Origin of the sequence: Aequorivita vladivostokensis, from assembly GCF_000952855.1 — a bacterium.
Taxonomy (GTDB): Bacteria; Bacteroidota; Bacteroidia; order Flavobacteriales; family Flavobacteriaceae; genus Aequorivita; species Aequorivita vladivostokensis.
Window position 1 is genome coordinate 14623 of the sequence record NZ_JSVU01000014.1, and the last position, 25611, is coordinate 40233.

Genomic DNA, 25611 nt, shown 5'->3' on the forward strand with positions numbered 1-25611 from the left:
ATGGTTTAGAAATTCTTTTTCGGTAAAAATACAAAGTTTGGTTTCCCCACCATTTTTATTTTTAATACTTTTGAAATCTTTGAATAATTAACAATGTAACTCCCTAAAAATTAATAAAATGCGAATTAAATTACTACTGCTTTTTGGTTTGTTTTTCGGTTCTTTTGTCGTTCAGGCACAGGAATATCTACAAATGATTGATGCAGGTACTTACAAAGTACAAGAGATAATTGATAGTGCCGAAGCCTATTTTGCCGATAAGGATAAAGGACGTGGCAGTGGATACAAACAATTTAAAAGATGGGAGTACAACGCACTAAGAAGGGTAAAGGAAAATGGATACCTTCCCACGACTGAAGAGCGCTTGGATGAACTTCAGCAGTGGAACGCATATCTAAATGAAACCGCTGCAGGTAGAAATGTACTTCCCGATAACTGGCAGGAATTGGGCCCTAAATCTTGGAGCGCAACTTCAGGATGGAATCCTGGCGTAGGCAGACTTACAGGTCTTGCTATAGATGAAGGGGATGCAAACCATATGATTGTGGGCGCAAACACGGGTGGTGTATGGAGAACAGACGATGGAGCCCAGACTTGGACCCCACTTAGCGACTATTTTTCGAATTTATCGGTTTATTCTGTAGCAATTGATCCAACGGATTCGGATACGTATTTTTTCGGATCTAATAGTGGAAAAATTTTCAAATCCACCGATGCCGGTGCTACCTGGAATTTGTTGGGAAGCATTGGAAACAGCAGGGTAAATAAAATTGTAATAAATCCTTCCAATACAAACATGATTTTTGCGACTGCTGAAAACTCTGGAATTTACAGAACAGAAGATGCGGGTGTCAATTGGATAAAAGTAATATCAGGAGATAATAATGGTTATGATGTAGAATTCAAACCGGGAGATTTTTCAGTGGTATATGCTTCTGGCAGCGGTTTTCACAAATCTACTGATGGGGGCGCTACCTTTTCTACAATAGGTGGTTTCACCTCTGGGCCAAAAATGATTGGCGTTTCCGCAGATAACCCTGACGTGGTATATGTATTGGAGGCTAACAGTGGTAGATTTGGCGGTTTCTATACTTCAAATGATAGCGGTAGTTCATTCACAAAATTGAACAATGGAGGGCTTAACTTTTTTGGATATAGCACCAGCGGAAATGACAATAGTGGTCAAGCTCCCCGCGATATGGGTATTGCGGTAAATCCGACAAATGTTAATGAGGTACATATTGCAGGAATTCTTACATGGCGTTCTACCAATGGTGGTGTCACTTTTTCTTGTACTTCAGATTGGATACCTGGAAACGCGGCTTCACAAAATATAGGCTATTGCCATGCCGATGTGGACGATCTTCAGTTTTATGGCACTTCATTGTTTGCAGTGACCGATGGTGGTGTATTTAAGGCGGATAACACGTCGACGGTTTCTGCCAATTATTACGAAGATTTAACAAATGGGCTCGGCATACGCCAATTCTATAAAATTGGGGTTTCCCAAACTCCAGATGTAATTGTTTCGGGAGGCTCCCAAGACAATGGAACCTCTTTTTATAAGGCTGCAACAGGCTGGAAAGATTGGCTGGGCGCCGATGGTATGGAATCTTTTATAGATAAAACCAACAGTAATATTCTATTTGGCACCACTCAAGGGGGGCAACTTTATCGTTCCAACAATGGTGGAAATTCATATGTTGGTCTTAGCGAACCTGGAAGTGGGTCGGGGAATTGGGTCACTCCTTTTGAACAGGATCCCATAACCAATAATGTGATTTATGTGGGTTATAATGTGATTTATAAATCAACGAATTTGGGTGGCACATGGACGCCTATTTCACAGAACTTCGGTGGAAACCTTGATAATTTAAAAATAGCTCCTTCCGATAATCAAATAATGTATGCCTCCAGATCATCATTGCTTTTTAAGACAACAGACGGTGGGGCAACCGATTGGGTTCAACCGACAAGGCCGGGCGGTATCATCAATTCAATAGCCATACACCCCACAAATCCTAATAAAGTGGCCGTAGCTACTACGGCAACTGACCGCGTATATGTTTCAAATGATGGTGGCGCTACATGGACCAGCTATAAAAAGAATCTTCCTAATTTTAGTGCATTGGCTCTGGTTTGGGACGATAACGGCGCAGACGGACTGTATTTAGGTATGGATTACGGAATTTATTATATAGACAATACGTTTACAGACTGGCAGCCCTATAGCAATTTGCTGCCGAATGTATATGTTAACGAACTGGAAATAAACAAAGTAGGTGGTCTATTGTACGCCGGAACTTACGGAAGAGGCCTATGGGTTTCTCCATTGGTTACGGGCACCGCGGGAGTTGACGATAGAATTTCAAATAACGGCGTTTCCTTATACCCAAACCCTGCAACTGCACAATTTACCATTGCGCTGCCAAAAGCTACGAAGGCAGAAGTTCGGGTTTTCGATATTTCCGGAAAACTTCTTATTTATGAAACCGAATCTTCAATTTCGAACAGGCATTCGGTTGATGTTTCCTCTCTTTCCAGCGGAACCTACTTCGTTCGTATAAATAGTGAAGAGGGTACGGCGACTAAAAAACTTCTTATAAATTAAGAATCACTTTTATAATAGGAATGCTTCAGGAAAAGTCTCTTTTTCTGAAGCATTTTTTTTAACTTGGCTGCTGTAAAAATACTATGGAATTTTCTTCAAAACTTCTTGAAAATGCGGTAAACGAAATGTCCCAACTCCCCGGAATTGGTAAGCGTACCGCGCTTCGACTCGTGCTTCATTTGCTGAAACAGCCTAAAGAACAATCACAAAAATTGGCAGCGGGCTTGGTAAAAATGCGCGAGGAAATAAATTTTTGTGCAAATTGCCACAACATCAGCGATACAAAACTCTGTGAGATTTGTGCGAACCCACGCCGCGATGAGCAATTGGTTTGTGTGGTGGAAGACATTCGCGATGTAATGGCCATTGAGAACACCAGCCAGTACCGTGGCCACTACCACGTTTTGGGTGGAAAAATTTCGCCGATGGACGGTATCGGTCCCGGCGATTTAACCATTCCTTCCTTAGTGGAGAAGGTTAAGACTGGCAACGTGCGCGAACTTATTTTTGCGCTCAGTTCTACGATGGAAGGCGATACCACCAATTTTTACATCTATAAGCAAATTGAACCCTATAATATAACTACCACCACCATTGCCCGTGGAATTTCAGTAGGCGATGAGCTTGAGTATGCGGATGAGGTTACCCTCGGCCGAAGTATTCTGCACCGAATTCCTTTTGAATCTTCCCTAAAAAACACCTAAACCTTGAAGCTTTCAGTCGTTATTCTCAATTATAATGTGCGTTATTTTTTGGAGCAGTGCATTCGTTCAGTCCAGAAAGCTACGGAGCATTGGGATGCTGAAATAATAGTCATTGACAATGCTTCAAAAGACGATAGCTGCCAAATGGTCAAGACTCTTTTTCCCAAGGTTGTTTTGATTGAAAACAAGGAGAACGTAGGTTTTAGCAAAGCGAATAACCAAGCTGTGGCCGTTGCAAAAGGCGAGTACGTTTGTATCTTAAATCCAGACACAGCAGTTTCTGAAGATACTTTTAGAAAAGCCGTGGAATATTACGAAAGTATTGAAAACATTGGTGCCTTGGGTGTTTATTTAATGGATGGCACCGGACATTTCCTTCCCGAGAGCAAACGCAACCTTCCCACGCCAAAGGTTTCACTCTTAAAAATTACCGGCTTCACAAAAAAATACTACGCCAACCAAATTCCGGAAACAGAGCAGGGCAAAGTAGAGGTACTCGTTGGGGCCTTTATGCTTTTAAAAAGAAGTATTTACCACGAAGTGGGCGGTTTTGACGAGGATTATTTTATGTACGGGGAAGACATAGATTTCAGCTACAAAATAACCAAGGCCGGCTACCAAAACCACTACCTGGGAAGTACAACGGTGCTTCACTACAAAGGGGAGAGCACCAAAAAGGACGATGCTTATTTTGAACGTTTTTACGGGGCAATGCAAATTTTTTACCGAAAGCATTTCAACAAAAATTTTCTTTTGGAAAGTTCCGTTTCTGCCGGCGTCGCATTGGCAAAGGCCGCACATAAAATTTCTGCCGATAAGAAAGTGGTGCCATTGCCAAACCTTGAGCGAAATTATTTCTTCACTGAAAATATCGAGCTTCTGGAGCAACTATCGGCTTCCACCGCAACCGTTTTCCAGATGGTTTCAAAAAATGTGCATTTTCAGATAGTGCTCAAAAACAGTCTCTTGGTCTATGATGCCGAATATATTTCCTATAAAGAAATCTTCAAATTGATGAAACAGTTAAAAGGGCAGAACAACCGTTTCCGCATACGGCCACCGGGTTGTAATTTCATAATAGGAAGCGACCAAAGCGACGAAAAGGGCGGTGTGGTTGTTTTTTAAGAAATTTGAAACCCAGAACGAACAAATTTTAACTAATTTTGCAACGATTTTTGAGTAGTGATCGATGAGTGGTGATTGGGGAGTGTGGGAATGATTAATTCAAAGTCAAAAAATTGTAAATTGAAAATCGTACATCAATAGTTATGGCAAAATTTGAATTGAAACTGCCCAAAATGGGTGAGAGCGTTGCAGAGGCAACGTTGACCAACTGGCTAAAGGAAGTGGGCGACACCATTGAGGCTGATGAAGCTGTACTTGAAATTGCTACCGATAAGGTAGATAGCGAAGTGCCCAGCGAAGTAGATGGCATTTTGGTCGAAAAGCTTTTCAACGTTGATGATGTGGTGCAAGTAGGCCAGACCATCGCCATAATTGAAACTGCCGGAAGCAACGGAACGGAAAAGACAACTGCGGAAAGCGCTCCTTCGCCCGAAATTGTGAAGGAAGTGGAAAAGCAAGTGGAAACTGCCAAGGAGACCACACAAGCAAAGATTGAAAATACCGGCGACCGGTTTTATTCACCTTTGGTAAAGAATATTGCGGCTGCCGAGAATATTTCACAGGAAGAACTGGACGCAATTTCGGGCACCGGAAAAGACGGGCGCGTAACCAAAAACGATATTTTGGAATATGTTGAAAATCGCGCTACTTCAAAAACTGCAACTCCACAGCCGCAGACAGTAGTGGAGGCCAAAAATCCCCAAACTGCCAAAGCGCAAGCCACAGAACCAGCAAAACCAAAGGCTCCGGTTTCCGTAAGCGGGGAGGATGAAATAGTTGAAATGACACGAATGGGCAAGCTCATTGCCCACCATATGATTGAAAGCACTCAAACTTCGGCGCACGTGCAGTCTTTCGTGGAGTGCGATGTTACTAATGTTTGGAACTGGAGAAATAAGGTGAAAGGTGCCTTTGCAAAAAGGGAAGGCGAAAATTTAACGTTTACCCCAATATTTATGGAAGCCGTAGCAAAGGCGCTGAAAGACTTCCCGATGATGAATATTGCGGTGGACGGCAACAATATCATCAAACGTAAAAATATAAATCTGGGAATGGCGGCAGCCCTGCCGGACGGAAACCTTATTGTGCCGGTAATTAAAAATGCAGACCGATTGAATTTGGTGGGAATGAGCAAAGCGGTGAACGACCTTGCGACCCGCGCTCGCGAAAATAAATTGAAACCCGACGAAATACAGGGTGGAACGTACACCGTTACAAACGTGGGAACTTTCGGAAGTATTATGGGAACGCCAATTATCAACCAACCGCAAGTGGGTATTCTCGCATTGGGCGCAATCCGAAAAGTACCGGCGGTAATTGAAACCCCGGAAGGTGATTTTATCGGGATTCGCCATAAAATGTTCCTTTCGCACAGTTACGACCACCGTGTGGTAAATGGCGCTTTGGGCGGACAATTCGTAAAACGCGTAGCCGACTATTTGGAAGCGTGGGACGTTAACCGAGAAATTTAATTCGAATACATATTGCGAAAAGGGAGGTTTTGAATTCAAAATCTCCCTTTTTGATTTTTATGCACCCTCAAAACTTCAATTAAAAGTATCTTTGCACCACAAAACAAAACAATGGAACTCAACTTAAAAAAACCGATTTGCTTTTTCGACCTTGAAACCACTGGGGTAAACGTGGCAACGGAGCGAATTGTGGAAATAGCCATTTTAAAGGTTTTTCCAAACGGAAACAAGGAAAGCCACACCTGGCGCGTAAATCCCGAAATGCCTATTCCTGAGGGCGCATCGGCAATCCACGGAATTACTGATGAAATGGTTGCCAACGAACCAACATTTAAGGAATTGGCGCCAAAAATATATGCGTTGATTAAGGATAGCGACCTGGGCGGGTTCAACTCCAACCGTTTTGACATTCCGTTGCTTGCGGAAGAATTGCTTCGCGCCGAAGTGGATTTTGATATGAAAAAAGCCCTTTCGGTAGATGTGCAGACTATTTTCCACAAAATGGAAAAGCGCACACTCGAGGCTGCCTATAAGTTTTACTGCAATAAGGATCTAACCGATGCCCACAGCGCCGCTGCCGATACAAATGCAACCTACGAAGTATTGAAGGCGCAATTGGACAGGTATCCGGAGCTTCAAAACGATGTCAATTATTTGGCCGATTTCAGTTCACACCGCGATCATGCCGATTTTGCAGGTTTTATAAGTTATAACGAAGACGGTATCGAGATTTTCTCTTTTGGAAAGTATAAGGGAAATTTGGTAACTGAAATTTTGGAGAAAGATTCTGGCTACTTTGGCTGGTTGTTGAACGCCGATTTTCCGCTGTACACAAAACAGGTGCTCACCCGCATTCGGCTTCAAAAGTTAAATACAAAATTCTAAATTTATAATGAAGATAATCTGTATAGGTCGAAATTATGCAGACCATATTAAGGAACTGGATAACGCAAAACCAACCGATCCCGTTATTTTTTTAAAGCCAGATACTGCAATATTGTTAAAGAAACAGCCGTTCTTTATTCCAGATTTTTCAAATGAAGTGCACCACGAGGTGGAATTATTGGTCCGTATCAATAAAATAGGAAAACATATAGACCGGAAATTTGCCCATAAATATTATGATGAAATAGGTTTGGGTATTGATTTTACGGCTAGAGATCTGCAGGCCGACTTAAAGGAAAAAGGACTTCCTTGGGAAAAGGCGAAAGCTTTTGATGGTTCCGCAGTTATCGGAAAATTCATTGAAAAAGAGCAATTTAAGGATGTGAATAATATAAATTTCAGCCTAGAACGCAACGGAAATACCGTCCAAAATGGCAATTCTATGCTGATGATGTGGAAAATCGATGCTTTAATCGAATATATTTCAAAATATTTTACGCTGAAAATCGGGGACATTATCTTTACCGGAACTCCCGCAGGTGTTGGCAAGGTTGAAACCAACGATGTTTTGAAGGGGTTTATAGAGGAAACCGAAATGTTTTCCATAAAAGTTAAGTGAGATGACCAAATATTATGCAAAGGAGAATCTTAGTGAAATCGCTGATGGGGATCAGGATTTCCTAAAAATATTGGCACAGACATTTTTAGATGAAATTCCACCCGATTTGCACTCCATGGAAGAAGCCATCGAGAATGAAAACAGGGAATTGGCATACCAATTTGCCCATAAAATGAAACCAAATATTGAGATGTTTGGTATAGATGCGCTTAAGGATATTACCAGTATTGAAGCATGGTCAAAGACATCCAAAAGTAAGGCTACAGTCCTCCCACATTTAGAGAATGTACTTAGCACCTTAAACCACGTATTTGACGAGCTGAGACAAGACTTCCAACTATAACATGCTTGCAGAAATAATTACCATAGGCGATGAGATTCTCATAGGCCAGATTGTTGATACCAATTCAGCCTATATTTCAAAAGAATTGAATAAGGTGGGCATAAAAGTCTATCAGATTACCTCGGTGCAAGATGACCGCAAACATATTCTACAAGCATTTGAAGACGCAAAAAAACATGCCGATCTGGTTATAATAACCGGCGGCTTGGGTCCCACAAAGGACGATGTTACCAAACAAACGTTCTGTGATTTTTTCGGGGATACTTTAGTGGAAGATCCCGCCGTGATAGATAATGTAAAAGAACTCTTCAAAAAATACCAACTCAACAAACCGCTGCCGGCAAATTTCCGCCAGGCAATGGTTCCCTCCAAGGCTACTATCTTGATGAACCAATACGGCACAGCCCCCGGCATGTGGATGGATGTGGATGAAGTGGTTTTTGTTTCGCTTCCGGGTGTACCGTATGAAATGAAACATCTTTTACAGGAAGAAGTTTTACCGCGGGTAATAAAATGCTTCAACAGGCCGCATATATATCACAAAACGCTTATAACCTATGGACTGGGGGAGAGTGCCATTGCCGAAAGGATTGCCGATTGGGAAAACGAATTGCCGGAAGACATCAAACTTGCCTATTTGCCTTCCTTGGGAAAAGTCCGCTTACGGCTTTCGGCTACAGGGAAAGATAAAAAGGCATTGGAGAAAAGTGTGGACTCACAAATGGAAATTTTGGAAGAAATGCTTTCCGATATTGCCGTGGGCTTTGAGGGTGAAACCTCCATTGCAGAGTTGATCGGAAAAATCCTCACGGAAAAGGGGATGACCTATAGCGTGGCAGAAAGTTGTACCGGGGGCAGAATTGCCTCCGAAATCACCCAATATGCCGGCGCTTCATCTGCCTTTATGGGAGGAATTATTCCCTATGACACGGGTCTTAAAACCAAAATCTTGGGTGTGCCCAAAAACATTATCGAGCAATATAACGTGGTGAGTATTCCAGTTGCTGAAGAAATGGCCAAACGATGCTGCAAACTTTTTGAATCGGATTACTCCATTGCCACCACAGGTATTGCGGGCCCCACAAAGGGTGATGGGGAAGATGAGGTAGGCACAGTATGTATTGCAATAGGCACGCCAAATGGCGTTGTTTCAGAGAAGTTTAGTTTCGGAAACGACCGCTATCGGGTTATTGAAAAGGCGGCAAACAAAGCCTTGGAGATGTTGTTAAAAGAAATTTCAAAAAACTAATTTTCTTTTGTTGTACATCACAAAAGAATTACTTAAATTTGCACCCTGTTTTAAAAATAACTTAAAAAGGTTAAGGAATGTCAAGAGTTTGTGAACTTACCGGAAAGAAAGCGATGGTTGGAAATAACGTGTCGCACGCAATGAATAAAACCAAACGTAAGTTTGATGTAAACTTGCTCAAAAAGCGTTTTTATATTCCAGAAGAGGACAAATGGGTTACCCTACGTGTTTCAGCTTCTGCTATAAAAGACATCAATAAAAAAGGTATTTCTGCGGTTATGAAAGAAGCCCGCGAAAAAGGCTTTTTAACTAAATAATTGCAATAATCAATAAAGTCTGTTACAATGGCTAAAAAAGGAAATAGAGTACAAGTGATTTTGGAGTGCACAGAGCACAAGGAGTCTGGAAAACCAGGAACTTCACGTTACATCACCACCAAAAATAAGAAGAACACCCCGGACAGAATGGAGTTGAAAAAATTCAATCCAATCTTGAAGAAAATGACCGTTCATAAAGAGATTAAATAATATAAGTCATGGCAAAGAAATCAGTAGCATCGTTACAAACAGGTTCAAAGCGTTTAACCAAAGCAATAAAAATGGTTAAATCGCCAAAAACAGGAGCTTATACATTTACTGAAGCTATCATGGCTCCAGAATTTGTAAACGACTGGTTGAACAAAAAATAACCAGCTTAAAATATTAAGGAAAAGCCACTTTTTTGCGAAGGTGGCTTTTCGTATTTTTGCTCCCCCTCCGTTTTTTAAATCGCCTTGAGGGTAATTTAAAATCTACTTTTCCCTGAAATTGGGAAAGGAGCGTTAGAGATTAAACTTTGGCAAAGTTGAACAACTGAGTAAAAACTTGGAACTTGAAACCTTGAATTTTTAAAATGAGTCTATTCAAAAAAATATTTTCAAAAGAAAAAAAGGAAACTCTCGATAAGGGGCTTGAAAAAACAAAGACTTCCTTTTTTGATAAGCTGAGCAAAGCTGTTGCAGGAAAGAGCAAGGTTGACGATGACGTTTTGGACAATTTGGAAGAAGTGCTCGTTTCCAGCGATGTTGGGGTAAATACCACCTTAAAAATTATCGATAGGATTGAGGATCGGGTTGCCAAGGATAAATACTTGGGCACGGATGAATTGAACAAAATTCTCCGTGAGGAAATAGCAGGACTTTTAAGCGAAATAGACTCCGGAAACGCAACCGAGTTCGAAGTGCCGGAAAATAAAAAACCATACGTAATTATGGTTGTTGGTGTTAATGGGGTTGGAAAAACTACGACCATCGGGAAGCTTGCATATCAGTTTAAAAAAACAGGAAAGAAAGTTGTTTTGGGAGCGGCGGACACTTTCCGTGCTGCGGCGATTGACCAACTGCAAATTTGGGCCGATAGAACCGATGTTTCCATTGTAAAACAAAGTATGGGCAGCGACCCTGCCAGCGTAGCTTTTGATACGCTACAAAGTGCCGTAACACAAAATGCCGACGTGGTTATCATTGATACCGCAGGACGCCTTCACAATAAGGTAAACTTGATGAACGAGCTAACAAAAGTGAAACGCGTGATGCAAAAGGTAGTGCCCGATGCGCCGCACGATGTGCTTTTGGTGCTAGACGGTTCTACTGGGCAAAACGCTTTTGAACAGGCCAAACAGTTTACCGCCGCAACAGAAGTAACTTCACTTGCCGTCACAAAGCTCGATGGAACTGCCAAAGGAGGCGTTGTTATCGGTATCAGCGATCAGTTTAAAATTCCCGTGAAATATATTGGCGTGGGCGAGGGAATGGAAGATCTTCAGGTTTTCAATAAGTTTGAATTTGTGGATTCTTTTTTCATATAAATGGAAGAAAAAGTAACTCCAAAACCCAGTAAGCCGTTCATTTATATTTTATGGATATTGGTAGGCTATATTGGCATACTTACAGGGTTTCATTCTTTTAAAATTATTGAATATTTTATAAAACCTGTTCCAAACCCGTTGATGCCTTTGGATTTGTATAAATACATAGCCTTTCCTTATTTATCTTTTATACCTTTTCTTTTGGCATTGCTTTTTTTAGGAATTTATTTTGTTAGAAAGAAATATTTCACAAAAGGTTACGTGATTTTTTATGCCATAGTAATTCTGTTTTTTCATCTTTCACAAAGCAGTCTTCTTGCTTTTTTTGATAGTTTCAATCCTTACGCAGGATAAAATCGTAGAATTCTAGACATAAAAAAACCTACAAGATTTTGGAAACCTTGTAGGTTATTAAATAATTCGTTGTTGCATTTTTTCGACTACCGACTACCGACTACCGACTACCGACTGTTTAAAGCGTTTCCTTCAACCAATCAAAAAACTCCCGTTGCCAAACAAGCGCGTTCTGCGGTTTTAACACCCAGTGGTTTTCTTCGGGAAAATATAGCAATTTGCTTTTTATTCCTTGCAATTGCGCCGCTTGGAAAGCACTCAGACCCTGTTCAATAGGTACTCTGTAATCCTTGCCGCCTTGTATGATCATAATGGGAGTGTCCCATTTATCTACATAATTGATCGGGTTGAATTCGTTGTATGCCTTTTGTGCAACGGCATTATCCTTTTCCCAGTAAGCACCGCCCATATCGTGGTTTACGAAGAATAGTTCCTCGGTAGTCCCATACATAGATCTGGTGTCAAAAACGCCATCGTGGGCAATAAAGGTTTTAAAGCGCCCGTCGTGATTTCCTGCCAACCAAAACACGGAATAACCCCCGAAACTTGCACCAATAGCGCCCAATCGGTCCTTGTCAACATATGGTTCTTTGGCAACATCATCAATCGCATCAAGGTAATCCTGCATCGCGCCGCCGCCCCAATCGCCGCTGATGGCTTCATTCCACTCCACGCCGTGCCCGGGCATTCCGCGACGGTTGGGTGCCACAACTATATAACCTTGTGAAGCCATTAACTGGAAATTCCATCGCGTAGAATAAAATTGGGAAAGCGCCGATTGCGGTCCACCCTGTGCATAAAGCAAGGTCGGGTATTTTTTGTTTTTATCGAAGTTTGGCGGAAGAATTATCCAAACTAACATCTGTTTGCCATCCTTAGTAGTAACCATTCTTTTTTCGACAGTAGGTAAATCCAATTTGTTATAAAAATCAGTGTTTACCTGTGTAAGTTGCTTAAAAGTTTTGCTTTTCAAATCAAAAGAGAAAATTTCCGAAGCATGGTTCATATCGGTGCGGGTAACAATCAGCTGCCCATTATTTTCCGCAATAATGCCCGTAACATCAAATTGCCCTTTTGAAAGTTGTTCAACAACTGGCATTTTTCGGGTTTTCCCGGGATAATCAACCTTAAAAATTTGCTTTGTTCCATCTACGGGAGCGGTAAAATAAATGTCTTTGTTGTTATCTGCCCAAATAAAACCATTTACAGTTCCATCCCACTGGCTGGTTAGGTTTTGTTTTACACCGCCCTGCAATACTACAATATCATTTTTATCTGCTTCATAGCCATCGGTTGCCATCTGTAGCCACGCCAAAGCGCCTTCTTTTGAAAATGCTGGCTGGGTGTCATAGCCTTTGTTTTCTTCTGTAATATTTTCGGTCTGTTTGGTGCTTAGATTGTATTTATATATGTCGGTATTTGTACTTACGGCATAATCGGTTCCAGCTTTCTTTTTGCTTACATAATAAATGTTTTCGCCCTTTGGCCCCCAAATGTAATCCTCGTCGCCCCCAAAAGGTTTTTGGGGCGTATAATATGGCTGACCTGGCGTGATATCGGTTTCGGCGCCAGTGTTTACATCTTTATAAAAAACGTGATTGTAGGTACCATCGTTCCAAGTATCCCAGTGTCTATAATCCAAGGAAGTATATACATAGGCATCACTTTTGGGAAGGTCGTTGTAAATCTCCTTTCCGGTAACATCTTTTACCTGTACTGGTTTGTCTATTAAGAGAAACTGTCCGTTTGGTGAAAGGTTCTTGTTGGTTACTTTGGCTTGTTCTTTGGAAATTTCAGTAAAATTACCACCAGTAACGGGCATCTTATAATACTTGGAATCAAAACTGTTTTCCTCCATATTTGGAATTGAAACTTTATAAAAAAGTTCTTTTCCGTCAGCGGAAATCCCGATAGGACTAACTTTTTTAACCTGCCACAAAAGTTCAGGTGTCATTGTTTTTTGTGCGAACAGGAAGCCGGCACAGAGAAAGGCCAGCAGGAATGTTATTTTTTTCATTTTTAATTATTTTTTTGAAATGTAAAGTTACTTAAAAAGTCGTAGTGTTCAGTCGCAGTTGGCAGTAATTGGAATTTGGCATTTGTTTATTTTATTTAGTCGTATCTTTGCACGCTTTTAAAAATTCAGAATTCAGAATTCAGAATTCGTAAATCGGCAATCCAAAATCGTAAATCAAGAATATGCGTACCAAAACCCTTAAGAAGAACAAGATAAACGTTGTAACCCTTGGTTGCTCCAAGAATGTATACGACAGCGAAGTGTTGATGGGTCAATTGCGCGCCAGCAACAAAGAGGTTGTGCACGAAGAGGAAGGGAATATTGTGGTAATAAACACCTGCGGGTTTATAAACAATGCAAAAGAGGAAAGTATAAATACCATTCTTGAATTTGTGCAGAAAAAAGAAGACGGTTTGGTGGACAAGGTTTTTGTTACGGGCTGTCTTTCGGAAAGATACAAGCCAGATCTGCAAAAGGAAATCCCGAATGTGGACCAATATTTTGGTACCACCGAACTTCCGGGCCTATTGAAGGCTTTGGGCGCCGATTACAAACACGAGTTGATTGGCGAACGTATAACCACAACCCCAAAAAACTACGCATATTTCAAAATAGCCGAAGGCTGCGATCGGCCGTGTTCATTCTGCGCAATCCCCATTATGCGTGGACAGCACCGAAGCACGCCTATGGAGGATTTAGTAACGGAAGCCGAAAAACTTGCAGCCAAAGGGGTAAAAGAACTCATTTTGATTGCCCAGGATTTAACCTATTATGGCTTAGATTTATATAAAAAACGAAACCTTGCAGAACTGCTCCAAAAGCTCGCAAAGGTTGAAGGGATTGAATGGATCCGTTTGCACTACGCCTTCCCAACGGGTTTCCCGATGGATGTTTTGGAAGTGATGCGCACCGAGCCCAAGATTTGTAATTATCTGGATATTCCGTTGCAGCACATTTCAGATTCTATTTTGAAATCGATGCGCCGAGGAACTACCAAAGCGAAAACCACCAAATTGTTGGAAGAATTTAGAGCGGCAGTTCCGGAAATGGCAATCAGAACCACGCTAATCGTCGGCTATCCGGGGGAGACTGAAGAAGATTTCCAAACCCTAAAACAATGGGTAAAAGAGACGCGCTTTGAGCGTTTGGGCTGTTTTACTTATTCCCACGAAGAAAATACACACGCCTACAATCTTGAGGATGACGTGCCGGAAGAGGTTAAAATGGACCGCGCCAACCAGATTATGGAAATACAGTCGCAGATTTCTTGGGAATTGAACCAACAGAAAATTGGAAAGGAATTCAAAGTAGTGATAGACCGAAAAGAAGGCGGCTATTTTGTGGGAAGAACCGAATTTGACAGTCCCGACGTGGACAATGAAGTATTGATCAATGCCGAAGAAGGTTATCTGCGAACCGGCGAATTCTGCACTGTAAAAATTACGGCCGCCGAAGATTTTGACCTCTACGCGGAGGTGGTTTAATTGATACTCCCTGCAGATAGTATTTAGCGAATTTGAAGAGATGCGGAATGGATTTTTATTTGGAGGGTTTAAAATAACTTCCTTTTCCGCTGTAGTTTTTGATTGTACTTATCTATTTAAAGCGAAGCATGGTTTCCAGAATCTCATTTATCTGTATTCGCTTCTGTCTGGATACGGGTATTTCAATATTATCGCTCATAATTAAACTACCGCCATCCTGTTTTAAAATTCCTTTTACAAACTTGGGGTTTATAAGATGTGATTGATGCACTCTTATAAACTTGTGCTCTGAAAGTATATCATCTATTTCTTTCAGGGTGCGGCTAATCAAAATTTTTGTACCGTCCTGTAAGAAAAAGTTGGTGTAGTTATTATCAGACTGGCAGCGCATTATGTTTTTTATCTCTACAATATTAAAGCCTATTCCCGTGGGGAGGGCAATTTTAGTACATTCCTTATTCGATTTTTCAAAGCTGCTTTGAAGCAAGCGCCACTGTTCAGTACTGATTTTCTTTCTTCTCTTTTCCCAATTGGCGAGTGCCGCCACTATATTTCGCTCCGAAATGGGTTTTAAGAGATAGTTGATGGCGCTATAATTAAAGGCACGAATGGCATATCGGTCATAAGCCGTTGTGAATATAATGTCAAAATCTATAGGCAAAAGTTTGTCCAGCAACGCAAAACCGTTCAAGTTTGGCATTTCAATATCCAGGAAAAGCAAGTCTGGCGGGTTGTTCTGAATATATAGGAGTCCCTCGATCGGGTTGGTGAAAACGCCCAATATTTCATAATCTGAATGTACCTTTTTGATGAGATTGGCAAGGACCTCCGTACAATGTGCCTCGTCGTCAATAATGATTACTTTAGTCATTTTATGAATAAAAATAGGTTAATACAACTTTTGTCCCCAAGGGTTTATTTTCACTTTCCAGATCTATTATTTCAAGCTTTATGGATGTTTCATTTGAATGGTTGAACAACGCCAACCGTTCTCTGGTAATCTCCATTCCCATGGATTTATGCATCTTATTTTCAGAGCTGCTCGCTTTTCTGCCTATGCCGTTATCTTCAATTATTATTTTTAAAATATCACTGGTATCAAAGGTAATCTTCAGCAACTTTTGGCCGCTCTGGCTCGGCCTTAACCCGTGCCAAATGGCATTCTCAACAAAAGGTTGGAGTAAAAGGGGCGGTATGTTGAACTGCGAGAGTTCTTCGATTGAAGTTACATCGATGGTATAGTTGAAGGTATCGCCCATTCTATTTTTTTCCAAGGAAAGATAAAGTTTTATTATTTCAAGTTCTTCTTCCACCGAAATGATTTCTCGGTTGCTGTTGTAGAGGATGCTGCGTAGTAAGGTTGAAAAATCATCTAAATATGAAATGGCATCCTCATTGCGCGAGGTCATTATTAAATGTTTTATGGAATTGAGACTATTGAAAAGAAAATGCGGATTCATCTGCGATCGAAGGGCAAGCATTTCCATTTCCTGCAACTTTTGGGTAAAAGAGTTTTTAAGCTGTTCTTCTTTTTGTTTTTCAATTTTTGAATAGAGTTTGATCAACTCCTCGGTCTTTTGGTTTATCTTTCTGTCCAGCTCCACGCGCATATTCTCTTGAAGCTGTTGGTTTTTTTGTAATTGTTTAATTAGGTTTTGGCTGGTGGTTTCCTTTTCTTTTTGAAGCAGGAAAATATTTTCTCCCAAAGCAAATGCAAAACAGAAAACTTCGGCAAGTAAGCCTGCCTGAAAAATTATAGTGGGAGCATAGGGAAAATTAAAAATGCTCTCTGGGTGGTGATTGCTTTTGGTTATCATAACATAGGAAGCCAGAACCGCACCAATAAAAAAGAAACTGTGGCCCACTACAAAGTACTTCAATAAAGGATGCTTTACTTTATAAATGATCCAAATGAGCATTACCAAATTCAATGGCAATACTATAAACCGTACGGTGGTGGTTATGTCACTGGAAATGGCAGCATCTTTCCAGAATATTAAGTAAATAAAAATAGTTAATCCGTAGAGCAAACAGGACCATCCAAAATAGTTAAGGGCCTTGGTAAGGGATTGGTTATATTTTTTAATTTCCAGCAGATGGATGATAAAAAAGACGTAAAAACCAATAAATAGAAATTGGAAAGCCTCTGCCAAGAAACCGGAAGGATAAGATAAATAGAGAAAAAAATTGCCGACGCCAAGGGTTGTTTTTCTCAAGCTATCAAACGCAAAAACCAATTGAAAGAATATGTAGGCCAAATAATAGGCATAGAGCTTATGACGCGTCCGCAACCAGAAAACCACTCCAAATAGAAAAATGGTAAATAAGGAGAGTATATAAAAAACCATGAACGCTACCGGGTGCTTTTCGGATTCGATATAGTTATTGGCAAACTCTAAATAATAGGCTTTTGTAAAAAGCGCGACATTTCCATTTTTTATTTTCTTGGTACTGTGAACCCGTATGAAAACTTGCGATTTTTGGGAAGGTGGCAGCACGAGTTCTGTGATGTAGAATTCTCTCTTATTGCTGCGTTTATGAAGAGGGACTAAATAACCATTCTTAAAATTTTTAAAATCTGTACCTACTTGTTGATACACGTAGGCATAATCGTGTGCGGTAAAGCAATAAATGGGCAGCGTATCATTTGATCGGTTCTCGAGTTCAAATTTTAACCAAATGGCGGTTTCGGGTTCATTTTCGTAATTCGCATCATAAGGTTTCCAGTCGGGCGTATTTTGTACTTCTTCAAATGTTGCTTGAAGAGAAGTGCGCAACGCCTTTACTTCGGGATTATTGATAAGCTGCACCTCACCCACTATAGAATCGGCTGCTATCTGCGCAGAAAATTGCCATAGATTTCCGAAGACAAGGAATATTATTAAAAAGGATTTTTTCATCAATTAGCTAAAATACCATTCTATTTGCTAAGGTTTTTTGAAATTTTAGTATTTGGTGATTTTTATTGAGTATTTGGTATTGCTATTTGCTTTTTTCCAAATTCTAACCCACAACCGTCATATGCTAAGTGGCTGTTTTGTTCTGTACGGGTGATGAGTAGGTTTGTGCAAAGAATATTGAAAACCTTTAAATATTAAAACACTTAATTATGAAAAAACTACTGAAAAATGCTTCCGAAAAGCTAAGCCTTTTAGTGTTGTGTTCACTTGCCTTGATAGCGGCTTCCTGCTCCAGCGACGACCCTGTTGAACCGCCCGTGAACGTAGATCCTATCCAGTTGGACTGTGATTATTTCCTCGAGAACAGAACTTTGGTTGACAATCCAAACGCTCCAATAGATTATATCGTGAGCTGTGTTTCACAGGTTCGAGCCAATTTAATTGTAGAGCCGGGTGTTGTTATTGCCTTCACCCCAGATTCCGGACTTATTTTGAGAGAAAATGTATCTTCAATCCAAGCAGTGGGTACTGCCAATAAGCCCATCGTATTTACTGGAACCCAGCCAACCCGTGGTTCATGGCGTGGGATTTTTGTGGAAAGTGAAAATTCATCAAATATTATGGAATTTGTCACCGTTAGTTATGGTGGCGGTCAAGCTTTTAATAGCAATGGCGACCGCGGGAATGTTATTGTATATGCCGATGGAGCTCTAACGTTAAAAAACTGTACTGTAATTAACAGTCAAACCTCTGGCTTAAATGCGGTATATAGAAATACACGTCTCACGCTGCAAAATAACGTCTTCAGCGGCAATGCAAATCCATTGCTTATAAATACCGTTTATGCCACCCAGACTTCGGCAACCGATAATTATTCGGGTAACGATCTGGACAGGGTCTTGCTTTACAATTATTCGGCTGAATTTGAGAACTCCAGCGTTTGGAAGAAAGTAAATGTACCCTACCGGGTGCTCAATACCGGTATTAGTGGCGTAAATGCAAGAGGCGAGTTGACCATTGAACCGGGAGTAACCATAGAAATGTCGCCCGGCACCGAGATAAACATCCGTGATACAGGGGGATTGAAAATGGTAGGAAATGCAGCGAATCCCATAACCATTAAAGGGGTGTCCAATACCCCCGGCTCTTGGGTGGGCATTAAGATAGACGGCACCAACCCGATGAATGAAATCGCATTTGCTACCATAAGCAATGCAGGGGAGGACCCAAGTACCAACAAAGGTGCAATTGATCTTTGGTACAATGCCAAACTGAGCGTACACGATACCCAATTTAAGGATCTTGCATCCTGCGGTGTGTACGGCAGATTGCTTGGCGGCCAAACTTCAAACCCCAATTATTCCTCCTACAACCTTACCTTTACCAACACCCCGTGTTCTGAATTTTTTGAATAATAGCCCATATAAGTTGCAACAATAGGTTTCACTATCCTTTGTTAAGAGCCTTTCGGAAGACTTACTTCTCCGAAAGGCTTTTGTTTTTTGGCGATACTTACGTTTAATAATTATCTTTGGATAAAACCTTGCGCTATGACCAATTCTCAACGCTTCAAATTTCCAAAAACAGTCCTTTTCGGAATAACAGCACTATATATCGTATTGATGGTGGCCACTTATTTTCTTTACTACAAAGAACCCGTAATTGTCTGTGCCCAGCGTATGTTGTCTGCCCAGGCAATTGCACTGTTATTTCAAGTGGCGCTCAATTATATAAATTACCACTCAAAAAATAAAATCGTAATATTGGCCACGCTTTTTGTAAGTGCAATGCTTTTTCTCGGAGCACTTACGGCTTTCTTCAATCTCGGAATGATGTGTGAGCTTTACGGATTTTGACCAACCGATAGATTTTTTTATTCCGAAACCTGTAATTCGAAACCAAAAACTTGAAACAACTTTTAATTATCGGCCACACCTTTCCCGAGCCCAGCACCACTGCTGCGGGTAGTAGGATGATGCAGTTGATCGAATTATTCAAGGAAGAAAAGTACCAAATCACCTTTGCCAGTACAGCTGCCGTTTCCGAAAAGACCGCAGACCTTCAAGGGCGGCATATTTCAATAGAAAATATAAAGTTGAATGATGTTTCCTTTGATGAATTTATAAAAAAATTGAACCCCGAAATCGTCGTTTTTGACCGCTACATAACCGAGGAACAATTCGGCTGGCGGGTTTCGGAAAATTGCCCAAATGCCTTAAAAATTCTCGATACCGAAGATTTACATTTTCTGCGAAAGGCTAGGGAAGAGGCGGTAAAGAATGTCAAAACTATTTCTGAAGCAAATCTATTTTCAGAAACCGCCAAACGCGAACTGGCCAGCATCCTGAGATGCGATCTGTCGCTTATTATTTCAGAATATGAAATGGAACTGTTACAAAACAGGTTTAAGATTGCTTCGGAAATACTTTATTATTTGCCGTTTTTGGTAGCAGCAGTTTCAGAAAGCACTCCCGCTTTTGAGGAGCGCCAAAACTTTTTCGCCATCGGCAATTTGCTGCATGCGCCCAATGTAGATTCGGTGCTGCAACTGAAAAAACTTTGGCCGGAAATAAGACAACAGCTTCCCGATGCCGAATTGCATATTTACGGAGCCTATGCCCCGCAACAAGTGCTTCAGCTAAATAATATAAAAGAAGGTTTTCTCATTAAGGGGTGGGCAGATGATTTAGAGATTGTGATGAAAACCTATCGCGTGCAATTGGCTCCCCTACGGTTTGGTGCCGGTTTAAAGGGAAAACTTTTGGATGCCATGCGCTTTGGCTTGCCCTCGGTAACCACGGAAATCGGAGCGGAAGGAATGTGCGGCGAGCTTTCTTTCGGCGGAATGATTTCTACTTCAAAAGAGAAATTCATCGATGCCTCAATTCAATTATATTCCCGGCAATACCTTTGGAGCAAAGCCCAACAAAACGGGTTCAACATCATTGAAAATCGTTTTCAAAAAAAAATGTTTTCCGAAGTTTTCAAAAAGCACCTCCGAACGCTTTCGGCACAGCTTGAACAACACCGGCGGGAAAACTTTTTTGGGCAGATACTGCAGCACCACACGTTGCAGAGCACTAAATATTTGGCGAAGTGGATTGAAGCAAAAGGAAAATAATATTCTTTTTGGCCAAAAGCGTTCAATTCAAAAAAGGCAGATAAATCTTTAATTTTTTGCTTGAAGTTTTTCCGCTTGATCATCGCGAATAACCAAGCTTAACACAAACTTCACTATTATTAAAATGCTGCTGCTTATATTGGTGATTAATCAAAATTAGAAAACAATGAACATCACATTAGAGCAAGCAGAAAAAGTAATAGCCGCAGCAAAAAAGAAAGCGGTAGATATAGATACCAAGATGAACATATGCGTAGTTGATGGCGGCGCCAACCAAGTTGCCTTTGCACGTATGGATGGCGCGTGGTTGGGCTCTGCCGATATTGCCCTTAAGAAAGCTAAAACCGCCCGATTTTTTGATATGCCAAGTGGCGAAATAGGAAAGCTCTCGCAGCCCGGCGAATCTCTCTACAATATTGAACACTCCAATGGCGGCCTCATTTCGTTTCCGGGCGGCGTATTGCTGAAAAACAACAAGGGTGAAATTATAGGCGCAGTAGGTGTAAGCGGAAGCTCTGTGGAAAACGACCATAGCGTGGCCACTGCAGGAGCTAACGCCCTATAGAAACCAATTTACATACAAAATTGAAAAAGACTCCGCTTGGAGTCTTTTTTCGATTTATGTGATAGGAAGCGTCTAATTTTAGTAAAACGGCTTCGCTATAATTATAAAGTTACTTTTTAATAAAACGCTGCGATTTTAAGGTATTGCCATCTTGTATTTTCAGGATGTAATTGCCTGTTGCCAAAGTAGAAACGTCGATTGCGTTTGCATCCAATCGCGCACCCATCAATTTTCTGCCCTGCATATCAAAAATGGAATAGGAAGGGTTTGTAAAATCTGTTGTATCGCCAAGGTTTAGAACGTGCTGTACCGGATTGGGATAAAGGATAAGATTGTTGGTAACACTCTCGTTCAAACCGAGTACGGTAGAGCCTTCCACCACCGAAATAACCTGATCTACCGCAACGTTTTCCAGAGTATCAACGATGCCAGAAGGCCAAGCAATGGTAAGGGTGGCAATCTCGGTATCTTGGCCAAGGCCGAAATGTGTATTAAGCGTGCTCATATATTTAAACCCTTCGCCGCTGCGCACTTCGCGAATCTGTGTTCCCAATGCTGAGGTTATGGTAATCCGCGCCCCAATACCGTTAATATTGCTCTCCATGCCTATGGTATTGATGGTAAGCCAGTGGTTTGAGTTTCCATCGTTATAGTAAATCTGTCCGCCCGTAAAAGAGTCAATAAAACCATCATTGTTCAGATCGCCCAAAGAACCGTTGTTGTTGGGCAATGCAAGTGGAATCAAGGTAAAGGTAAGGTCGCCATTGTTCAACAGAATATTTCCGTTAGAGGCAATGTCCGCATACCCATCATTGTTGAAATCATAGGTGCAGTTTTCAATTCCGGTGGTTGTTAAGGCGTGTATTCCCGTGGATGCCGAAATATCCGTAAAAGTGCCGTCGCCATTGTTTCTGTTTAGCTTGTGGGTAAAGTTGGCGCTGCTGCTGCCTACAAATACGTCCAAATGGCCATCGTTGTCAAAATCTGCCCACGCCGAAGACCACGTTTGCATATTGTCCTTCAATCCTGCCGTTTCTGCCACTTCCACAAAATTGCCCGCGCCATCATTTTGATATAGTTGGTTTTCACTTCGTTCGTTCACATCGCCATTTACGTTACATTTCGCAATAAAACAATCCATATCGCCATCGTTGTCATAATCTACCCATACGGAACCATAATTGCCGCCGGACGGATAGTCACCAATGTCGCCCTGGTGAAAGGTAAAAGTACCATCCCCATTGTTGATATAGTAAACACTCGGCGCCACGTCGTGACAAACAAAGGCATCCAAATGGCCGTCATTGTTTATGTCAACAAAGTTGGAACGCTGTGAAAAGACATACTGCGGAAAGCTGATTTCATCAAAACCATCACTATTGTTGGCCTGCATAAAAGTAACGCCATTACCGCCGGCATACAGTAGGTCGGTTTTGCCATTCTTGTCAAAATCAGCGGCCGAAAGGCTCCAAGAAGGTGTGTTGTCCGCAGGAGTGGTAGTAATATTCCGCTCCACGAAACTGCCGTCCGGTTGCTGATAATATATTTGAACGTTGGTTGCCGTTACGGAAACCACATCATCTAGAAAATCGCCGTTCATATCAACCGCGGCGCGTTCTGCACCATTTGTTGAAATAGGAGACGGGGTAAAGGATACTTGGGCGTGTGCCATTCCAAAGAACAGCAACAGCATTGATAGGGTAGAAATTTTATTCATAATAGTTAGTTTTAGTTTAATCACAAGGTTCTGCAAGCGAGTTGATCCATTCCTCCAAGATAGGCAGAAAATTCTCATCGGTTAAGGTTCGTCCATTCATGGGCATTCGGTATTCCTCCAAAGTGGTAGCTACTCTAAAATAGAGGATGGAATTATCGGCATCGCCGGGGGTAATGAGCTTGGCGCCGTCATAGCCCGGCACTTGCAGATCGGGCTCTACGCACACGCCCAGATTATCGTGTTCGTGGCTTTCCCTAAACGCCAAACGCAGCGACCGAGCACCACAATGCCCGCCATATACGTGGCAGTGGGCGCAGTTGATATCAAAATAGGAACGTACGCGAGTTTCCAGGGTTTGGGAAATATCCTTCCAACTGGGAACGGTCTCCACATTTCCGGGAATTTCATCAGGTGCAATATAGCCCAGTGCCTCCCATTTGGCAAGCTGGTTCTCCATGCCATCGGCGTAGCTGTAAATGGAATTTAGGTTTTGTGGCTTTGGTGCTATGGGAATAATTTCGTCAAAGGACTTATGGCAGATAAAACACTCGGTTTCGGAAGGGATTCGGTAGTTTACCGATTTCGTTTCCCCGTTCTCAATCCATTCTATGGGCACGTTAAAGCCATAGCCCGTAGTATTCAATAGGGCCTCCTGTTGCGCCTCATCCCAGATGTAGTTGGCAAAAATCCACCCCTCTTCCTTTTTAATCAGCAAGCGCGTTTCTATGTTTTGGGTGGCATTGTTGGGCAGCACGTTTTCGTAATAAAAAGTTTTTATCAATACGCTTCCGGTGGGAAAGTTTAGGTTGTCGCCATCAGAAACATAAGTTGCCGAAACATTGTACGGCATCCACACAAAGCGTTTTTTGTGGGCATAGTCGGTAAAGAGCGTGTTTATGGGCTCGTAGGGCAAAACGCCATATACAGGCGAGAGGTCGGCAAGATTGCCTTCATAGAAATTATAGTCCGAAAGCTTTTCATACGGCACCGCGGCAAGGTCAAAATTCACGGGTGAAAATGGCAGCACGTTTATTGTTACCGTGGCGGTGGCGCAACTAAGGCCCGAGGGGTCGCAAACAGTATAATCAAAAGTAATCTCGCCCACAAAGCTTCCATCGGGTCGGTATTCCACGGTATCATCCAGAATATTTGTTGGCGTGCCGTTGTCTTTTACGGATACTGCTCCGCTCTGCGGGGCCGTAAGCGTAATGACGCCATTGGTGGGCACGTTGCTGTCGTTGGCCAGCACGGGAATTTCCAAAGTGGCATTCTGGAAAACCTCGCCGCTATCTGCATTGGCAACAATGTTTAGGGGAATATACCCAGGGCCTTCATCGTCTTTACAGGCCTGCAGCGCAAGAACCGCGACAAAGAGAAGGGTGATTCGGGAAAGTAAGGATTTCATAATAAGGGTAGGTAGTTTTAGAATAATAGGCGAACTATTTTTTTCGGAAGTGATAAATGTAAGAAAAACTTATTGTTCCGAAACAAATGTTTCTAAGGTTTTAAAAATTAGTACGATAAAATCAAGGATTTAAGAGAATTGTTTTAATTGCCATAATTACTGCACTTACATTCCCGCTGCCGCCACACTTTACCGCAGAAACCCCACGCTGCCTTTGCATTAACGTATTGCGGTAGAGGAGAAGAAGGTGTTGAAAACTAAGGTGGAAACCTTGATGTAGGTGATTGTGAAATAAACTTTATATTTGGGGAGGCATGCTGTTGCGCACATGTGCGGGATAGCAGCAATAAGATTTTAAAAACATGCGTATATAAACATGTTAGCCTACATTATGAAAACCGAACAAACATTTAAAACTAAAACTGGATTTTGTCACATTCTAACTGACAAAATTGTTCTGACTCGAAACGGAATTGTCGGAAATGTGGCGGAATTGACAAATGGAAAAAGCATATATCGGACTTTAGCTATTTACGGAGTTTTTGCAATATTTATGCTTTATTATGCATATCAAAGTTTTGTAAATCAAGAATGGTTTTGGACAATAATGTTTGGCGGAATTGGAATATATCTGATTTATAATGTAATCAAAAGTTCTAACTATTCTGCAACACCAATTATTGAGCGGAATAAAATAAAAAACGTGGAATTTAAGCCAGCCAAAAAGTTCTTGACCAGAAGCTATTTTAAAGTTGACTTTGAACAAATTGATGGAAAAATAAAAAGCCGACTTATTATGCTTCCTGGTTCAATGAACAATGGAACAGACGAAACCGAAAAAGCACTTGAAATTATGAAAAGTGAAGGACTAATAAAAAAATAACGTAGGCTAACACCGGTAACCGTTGCACAACCCCTTAATTTTTTTAGATCTGAACCAATATAAGCCGTTTTAAGCGGCCTTGCTTTTTTGGTCAGGCTTGAGAATGAACCAAATTTGGTGCCTTTAAAAAATGCCATGCTACATTCTGAAGCACTATTTTTGGCAAAAAATATAAAACCAGGCTTTCCGCCCCGCTCTTTGCGCGTTTTTGGATAAACTTGAGGTATTTCTTGAGGTTGTAGGCCATTGCCGAGAGGTGCATGCATTTATTGGCCTGTTTAATGCCAATGGTATTGACCTTGCGAAGCCCCA

At 41.4% G+C, this 25611-nt stretch carries 24 protein-coding genes; 18 read left to right on the forward strand and 6 right to left on the reverse strand.

Going from position 1 to position 25611, the window contains the following annotated elements:
- Positions 1 to 118: 118 nt before the first annotated feature.
- The 12 genes from MB09_RS14765 (at position 119) to ftsY (ending at position 10853) form a co-directional block, all read left to right on the forward strand.
- A complete protein-coding gene (locus MB09_RS14765) occupies positions 119 to 2611 on the forward strand; it encodes a T9SS type A sorting domain-containing protein (protein WP_045081698.1) in 2493 nt (830 codons plus the stop codon).
- A gap of 83 nt (positions 2612 to 2694) precedes the next feature.
- Positions 2695 to 3315 (forward strand): recombination mediator RecR, encoded by a 621-nt coding sequence (gene recR, locus MB09_RS14770; RefSeq protein ID WP_045081699.1) that lies wholly within the window; start codon positions 2695 to 2697, stop codon positions 3313 to 3315.
- 3 nt (positions 3316 to 3318) lie between these two features.
- A complete protein-coding gene (locus tag MB09_RS14775) occupies positions 3319 to 4440 on the forward strand; it encodes a glycosyltransferase family 2 protein (protein WP_045081700.1) in 1122 nt (373 codons plus the stop codon).
- Positions 4441 to 4583: 143 nt separating this feature from the next.
- Positions 4584 to 5912: a dihydrolipoamide acetyltransferase family protein gene (locus MB09_RS14780; RefSeq protein ID WP_045081701.1), complete on the forward strand. Its 1329-nt coding sequence runs from the start codon at positions 4584 to 4586 to the stop codon at positions 5910 to 5912.
- Positions 5913 to 6023: 111 nt separating this feature from the next.
- Positions 6024 to 6797 carry a 3'-5' exonuclease gene (locus tag MB09_RS14785; RefSeq protein ID WP_045081702.1) on the forward strand — a complete coding sequence of 258 codons (774 nt, stop codon included), beginning with the start codon at positions 6024 to 6026 and terminating at the stop codon, positions 6795 to 6797.
- Between the two features lie 7 nt (positions 6798 to 6804).
- A complete protein-coding gene (locus MB09_RS14790) occupies positions 6805 to 7416 on the forward strand; it encodes a fumarylacetoacetate hydrolase family protein (protein ID WP_045081703.1) in 612 nt (203 codons plus the stop codon).
- A gap of 1 nt (position 7417) precedes the next feature.
- Positions 7418 to 7759: an Hpt domain-containing protein gene (locus MB09_RS14795; RefSeq protein ID WP_045081704.1), complete on the forward strand. Its 342-nt coding sequence runs from the start codon at positions 7418 to 7420 to the stop codon at positions 7757 to 7759.
- Position 7760: 1 nt separating this feature from the next.
- The gene (locus tag MB09_RS14800; RefSeq protein ID WP_045081705.1) at positions 7761 to 9008 is read left to right on the forward strand and encodes a competence/damage-inducible protein A; all 1248 of its coding nucleotides are present in this window, start codon (positions 7761 to 7763) and stop codon (positions 9006 to 9008) included.
- Between the two features lie 77 nt (positions 9009 to 9085).
- On the forward strand, positions 9086 to 9325 hold the full coding sequence (gene rpmB, locus MB09_RS14805) for a 50S ribosomal protein L28 (protein WP_014782807.1): 240 nt from the start codon (positions 9086 to 9088) through the stop codon (positions 9323 to 9325).
- Positions 9326 to 9352: 27 nt separating this feature from the next.
- Positions 9353 to 9535: a 50S ribosomal protein L33 gene (gene rpmG, locus MB09_RS14810; RefSeq protein WP_045081706.1), complete on the forward strand. Its 183-nt coding sequence runs from the start codon at positions 9353 to 9355 to the stop codon at positions 9533 to 9535.
- Between the two features lie 8 nt (positions 9536 to 9543).
- The gene (locus MB09_RS15845) at positions 9544 to 9696 is read left to right on the forward strand and encodes a DUF4295 domain-containing protein (protein ID WP_076692490.1); all 153 of its coding nucleotides are present in this window, start codon (positions 9544 to 9546) and stop codon (positions 9694 to 9696) included.
- Positions 9697 to 9899: 203 nt separating this feature from the next.
- The gene (ftsY, locus tag MB09_RS14815; RefSeq protein WP_045081707.1) at positions 9900 to 10853 is read left to right on the forward strand and encodes a signal recognition particle-docking protein FtsY; all 954 of its coding nucleotides are present in this window, start codon (positions 9900 to 9902) and stop codon (positions 10851 to 10853) included.
- Between the two features lie 472 nt (positions 10854 to 11325).
- Here ftsY and MB09_RS14825 read toward each other — a convergent pair whose 3' ends face one another.
- The gene (locus MB09_RS14825; RefSeq protein WP_045081709.1) at positions 11326 to 13224 is read right to left on the reverse strand and encodes a S9 family peptidase; all 1899 of its coding nucleotides are present in this window, start codon (positions 13222 to 13224) and stop codon (positions 11326 to 11328) included.
- A 182-nt stretch (positions 13225 to 13406) separates the two neighbouring features.
- Here MB09_RS14825 and rimO point away from each other — a divergent pair, with 182 nt between their 5' ends.
- Entirely contained in the window at positions 13407 to 14708 is a 1302-nt protein-coding gene (gene rimO, locus MB09_RS14830) for a 30S ribosomal protein S12 methylthiotransferase RimO (RefSeq protein WP_045081710.1), read from the forward strand.
- Between the two features lie 112 nt (positions 14709 to 14820).
- Here rimO and MB09_RS14835 read toward each other — a convergent pair whose 3' ends face one another.
- Together MB09_RS14835 and MB09_RS14840 are read right to left on the reverse strand one after the other, a co-directional pair.
- On the reverse strand, positions 14821 to 15579 hold the full coding sequence (locus tag MB09_RS14835) for a LytR/AlgR family response regulator transcription factor (protein WP_045081711.1): 759 nt from the start codon (positions 15577 to 15579) through the stop codon (positions 14821 to 14823).
- Position 15580: 1 nt separating this feature from the next.
- The gene (locus tag MB09_RS14840; protein ID WP_045081712.1) at positions 15581 to 17608 is read right to left on the reverse strand and encodes a histidine kinase; all 2028 of its coding nucleotides are present in this window, start codon (positions 17606 to 17608) and stop codon (positions 15581 to 15583) included.
- A gap of 209 nt (positions 17609 to 17817) precedes the next feature.
- Here MB09_RS14840 and MB09_RS14845 point away from each other — a divergent pair, with 209 nt between their 5' ends.
- From MB09_RS14845 to MB09_RS14860, 4 genes are all read left to right on the forward strand, one after another.
- Complete coding sequence (locus tag MB09_RS14845) at positions 17818 to 19023, forward strand: hypothetical protein (protein WP_045081713.1); 1206 nt, start codon at positions 17818 to 17820, stop codon at positions 19021 to 19023.
- A gap of 135 nt (positions 19024 to 19158) precedes the next feature.
- Positions 19159 to 19464 carry a hypothetical protein gene (locus tag MB09_RS14850; RefSeq protein WP_062623166.1) on the forward strand — a complete coding sequence of 102 codons (306 nt, stop codon included), beginning with the start codon at positions 19159 to 19161 and terminating at the stop codon, positions 19462 to 19464.
- 50 nt (positions 19465 to 19514) lie between these two features.
- Positions 19515 to 20729: a glycosyltransferase gene (locus MB09_RS14855; protein WP_045081715.1), complete on the forward strand. Its 1215-nt coding sequence runs from the start codon at positions 19515 to 19517 to the stop codon at positions 20727 to 20729.
- A gap of 166 nt (positions 20730 to 20895) precedes the next feature.
- Positions 20896 to 21294 (forward strand): GlcG/HbpS family heme-binding protein, encoded by a 399-nt coding sequence (locus MB09_RS14860; protein WP_045081716.1) that lies wholly within the window; start codon positions 20896 to 20898, stop codon positions 21292 to 21294.
- Between the two features lie 109 nt (positions 21295 to 21403).
- Here MB09_RS14860 and MB09_RS14865 read toward each other — a convergent pair whose 3' ends face one another.
- Together MB09_RS14865 and MB09_RS14870 are read right to left on the reverse strand one after the other, a co-directional pair.
- A complete protein-coding gene (locus tag MB09_RS14865) occupies positions 21404 to 23011 on the reverse strand; it encodes an FG-GAP-like repeat-containing protein (RefSeq protein ID WP_052671417.1) in 1608 nt (535 codons plus the stop codon).
- Between the two features lie 16 nt (positions 23012 to 23027).
- Positions 23028 to 24416, reverse strand: coding sequence for an Ig-like domain-containing protein (locus tag MB09_RS14870; protein ID WP_045081717.1), 1389 nt, complete (start codon positions 24414 to 24416; stop codon positions 23028 to 23030).
- A 391-nt stretch (positions 24417 to 24807) separates the two neighbouring features.
- Here MB09_RS14870 and MB09_RS14875 point away from each other — a divergent pair, with 391 nt between their 5' ends.
- Entirely contained in the window at positions 24808 to 25299 is a 492-nt protein-coding gene (locus tag MB09_RS14875) for a hypothetical protein (protein WP_045081720.1), read from the forward strand.
- Between the two features lie 91 nt (positions 25300 to 25390).
- On the opposite strand, the gene MB09_RS16490 is transcribed toward MB09_RS14875, so the two are convergent.
- Positions 25391 to 25611, reverse strand: a 221-nt coding sequence (locus tag MB09_RS16490; RefSeq protein WP_045081718.1) for a hypothetical protein, incomplete at its 5' end; no start/stop codon positions are given.

Coding starts and splice junctions, on each gene's coding strand:
- MB09_RS14765 (WP_045081698.1), top strand. CDS start 119: ATGCGAATTAAATTACTACTGCTTTTTGGTTTGTTTTTCGGTTCTTTT.
- recR (WP_045081699.1), top strand. CDS start 2,695: ATGGAATTTTCTTCAAAACTTCTTGAAAATGCGGTAAACGAAATGTCC.
- MB09_RS14780 (WP_045081701.1), top strand. CDS start 4,584: ATGGCAAAATTTGAATTGAAACTGCCCAAAATGGGTGAGAGCGTTGCA.
- MB09_RS14785 (WP_045081702.1), top strand. CDS start 6,024: ATGGAACTCAACTTAAAAAAACCGATTTGCTTTTTCGACCTTGAAACC.
- MB09_RS14790 (WP_045081703.1), top strand. CDS start 6,805: ATGAAGATAATCTGTATAGGTCGAAATTATGCAGACCATATTAAGGAA.
- MB09_RS14795 (WP_045081704.1), top strand. CDS start 7,418: ATGACCAAATATTATGCAAAGGAGAATCTTAGTGAAATCGCTGATGGG.
- MB09_RS14800 (WP_045081705.1), top strand. CDS start 7,761: ATGCTTGCAGAAATAATTACCATAGGCGATGAGATTCTCATAGGCCAG.
- rpmB (WP_014782807.1), top strand. CDS start 9,086: ATGTCAAGAGTTTGTGAACTTACCGGAAAGAAAGCGATGGTTGGAAAT.
- rpmG (WP_045081706.1), top strand. CDS start 9,353: ATGGCTAAAAAAGGAAATAGAGTACAAGTGATTTTGGAGTGCACAGAG.
- MB09_RS15845 (WP_076692490.1), top strand. CDS start 9,544: ATGGCAAAGAAATCAGTAGCATCGTTACAAACAGGTTCAAAGCGTTTA.
- ftsY (WP_045081707.1), top strand. CDS start 9,900: ATGAGTCTATTCAAAAAAATATTTTCAAAAGAAAAAAAGGAAACTCTC.
- MB09_RS14825 (WP_045081709.1), bottom strand. CDS start 13,224: ATGAAAAAAATAACATTCCTGCTGGCCTTTCTCTGTGCCGGCTTCCTG.
- rimO (WP_045081710.1), top strand. CDS start 13,407: ATGCGTACCAAAACCCTTAAGAAGAACAAGATAAACGTTGTAACCCTT.
- MB09_RS14835 (WP_045081711.1), bottom strand. CDS start 15,579: ATGACTAAAGTAATCATTATTGACGACGAGGCACATTGTACGGAGGTC.
- MB09_RS14840 (WP_045081712.1), bottom strand. CDS start 17,608: ATGAAAAAATCCTTTTTAATAATATTCCTTGTCTTCGGAAATCTATGG.
- MB09_RS14845 (WP_045081713.1), top strand. CDS start 17,818: ATGAAAAAACTACTGAAAAATGCTTCCGAAAAGCTAAGCCTTTTAGTG.
- MB09_RS14850 (WP_062623166.1), top strand. CDS start 19,159: ATGACCAATTCTCAACGCTTCAAATTTCCAAAAACAGTCCTTTTCGGA.
- MB09_RS14860 (WP_045081716.1), top strand. CDS start 20,896: ATGAACATCACATTAGAGCAAGCAGAAAAAGTAATAGCCGCAGCAAAA.
- MB09_RS14865 (WP_052671417.1), bottom strand. CDS start 23,011: ATGAATAAAATTTCTACCCTATCAATGCTGTTGCTGTTCTTTGGAATG.
- MB09_RS14870 (WP_045081717.1), bottom strand. CDS start 24,416: ATGAAATCCTTACTTTCCCGAATCACCCTTCTCTTTGTCGCGGTTCTT.
- MB09_RS14875 (WP_045081720.1), top strand. CDS start 24,808: ATGAAAACCGAACAAACATTTAAAACTAAAACTGGATTTTGTCACATT.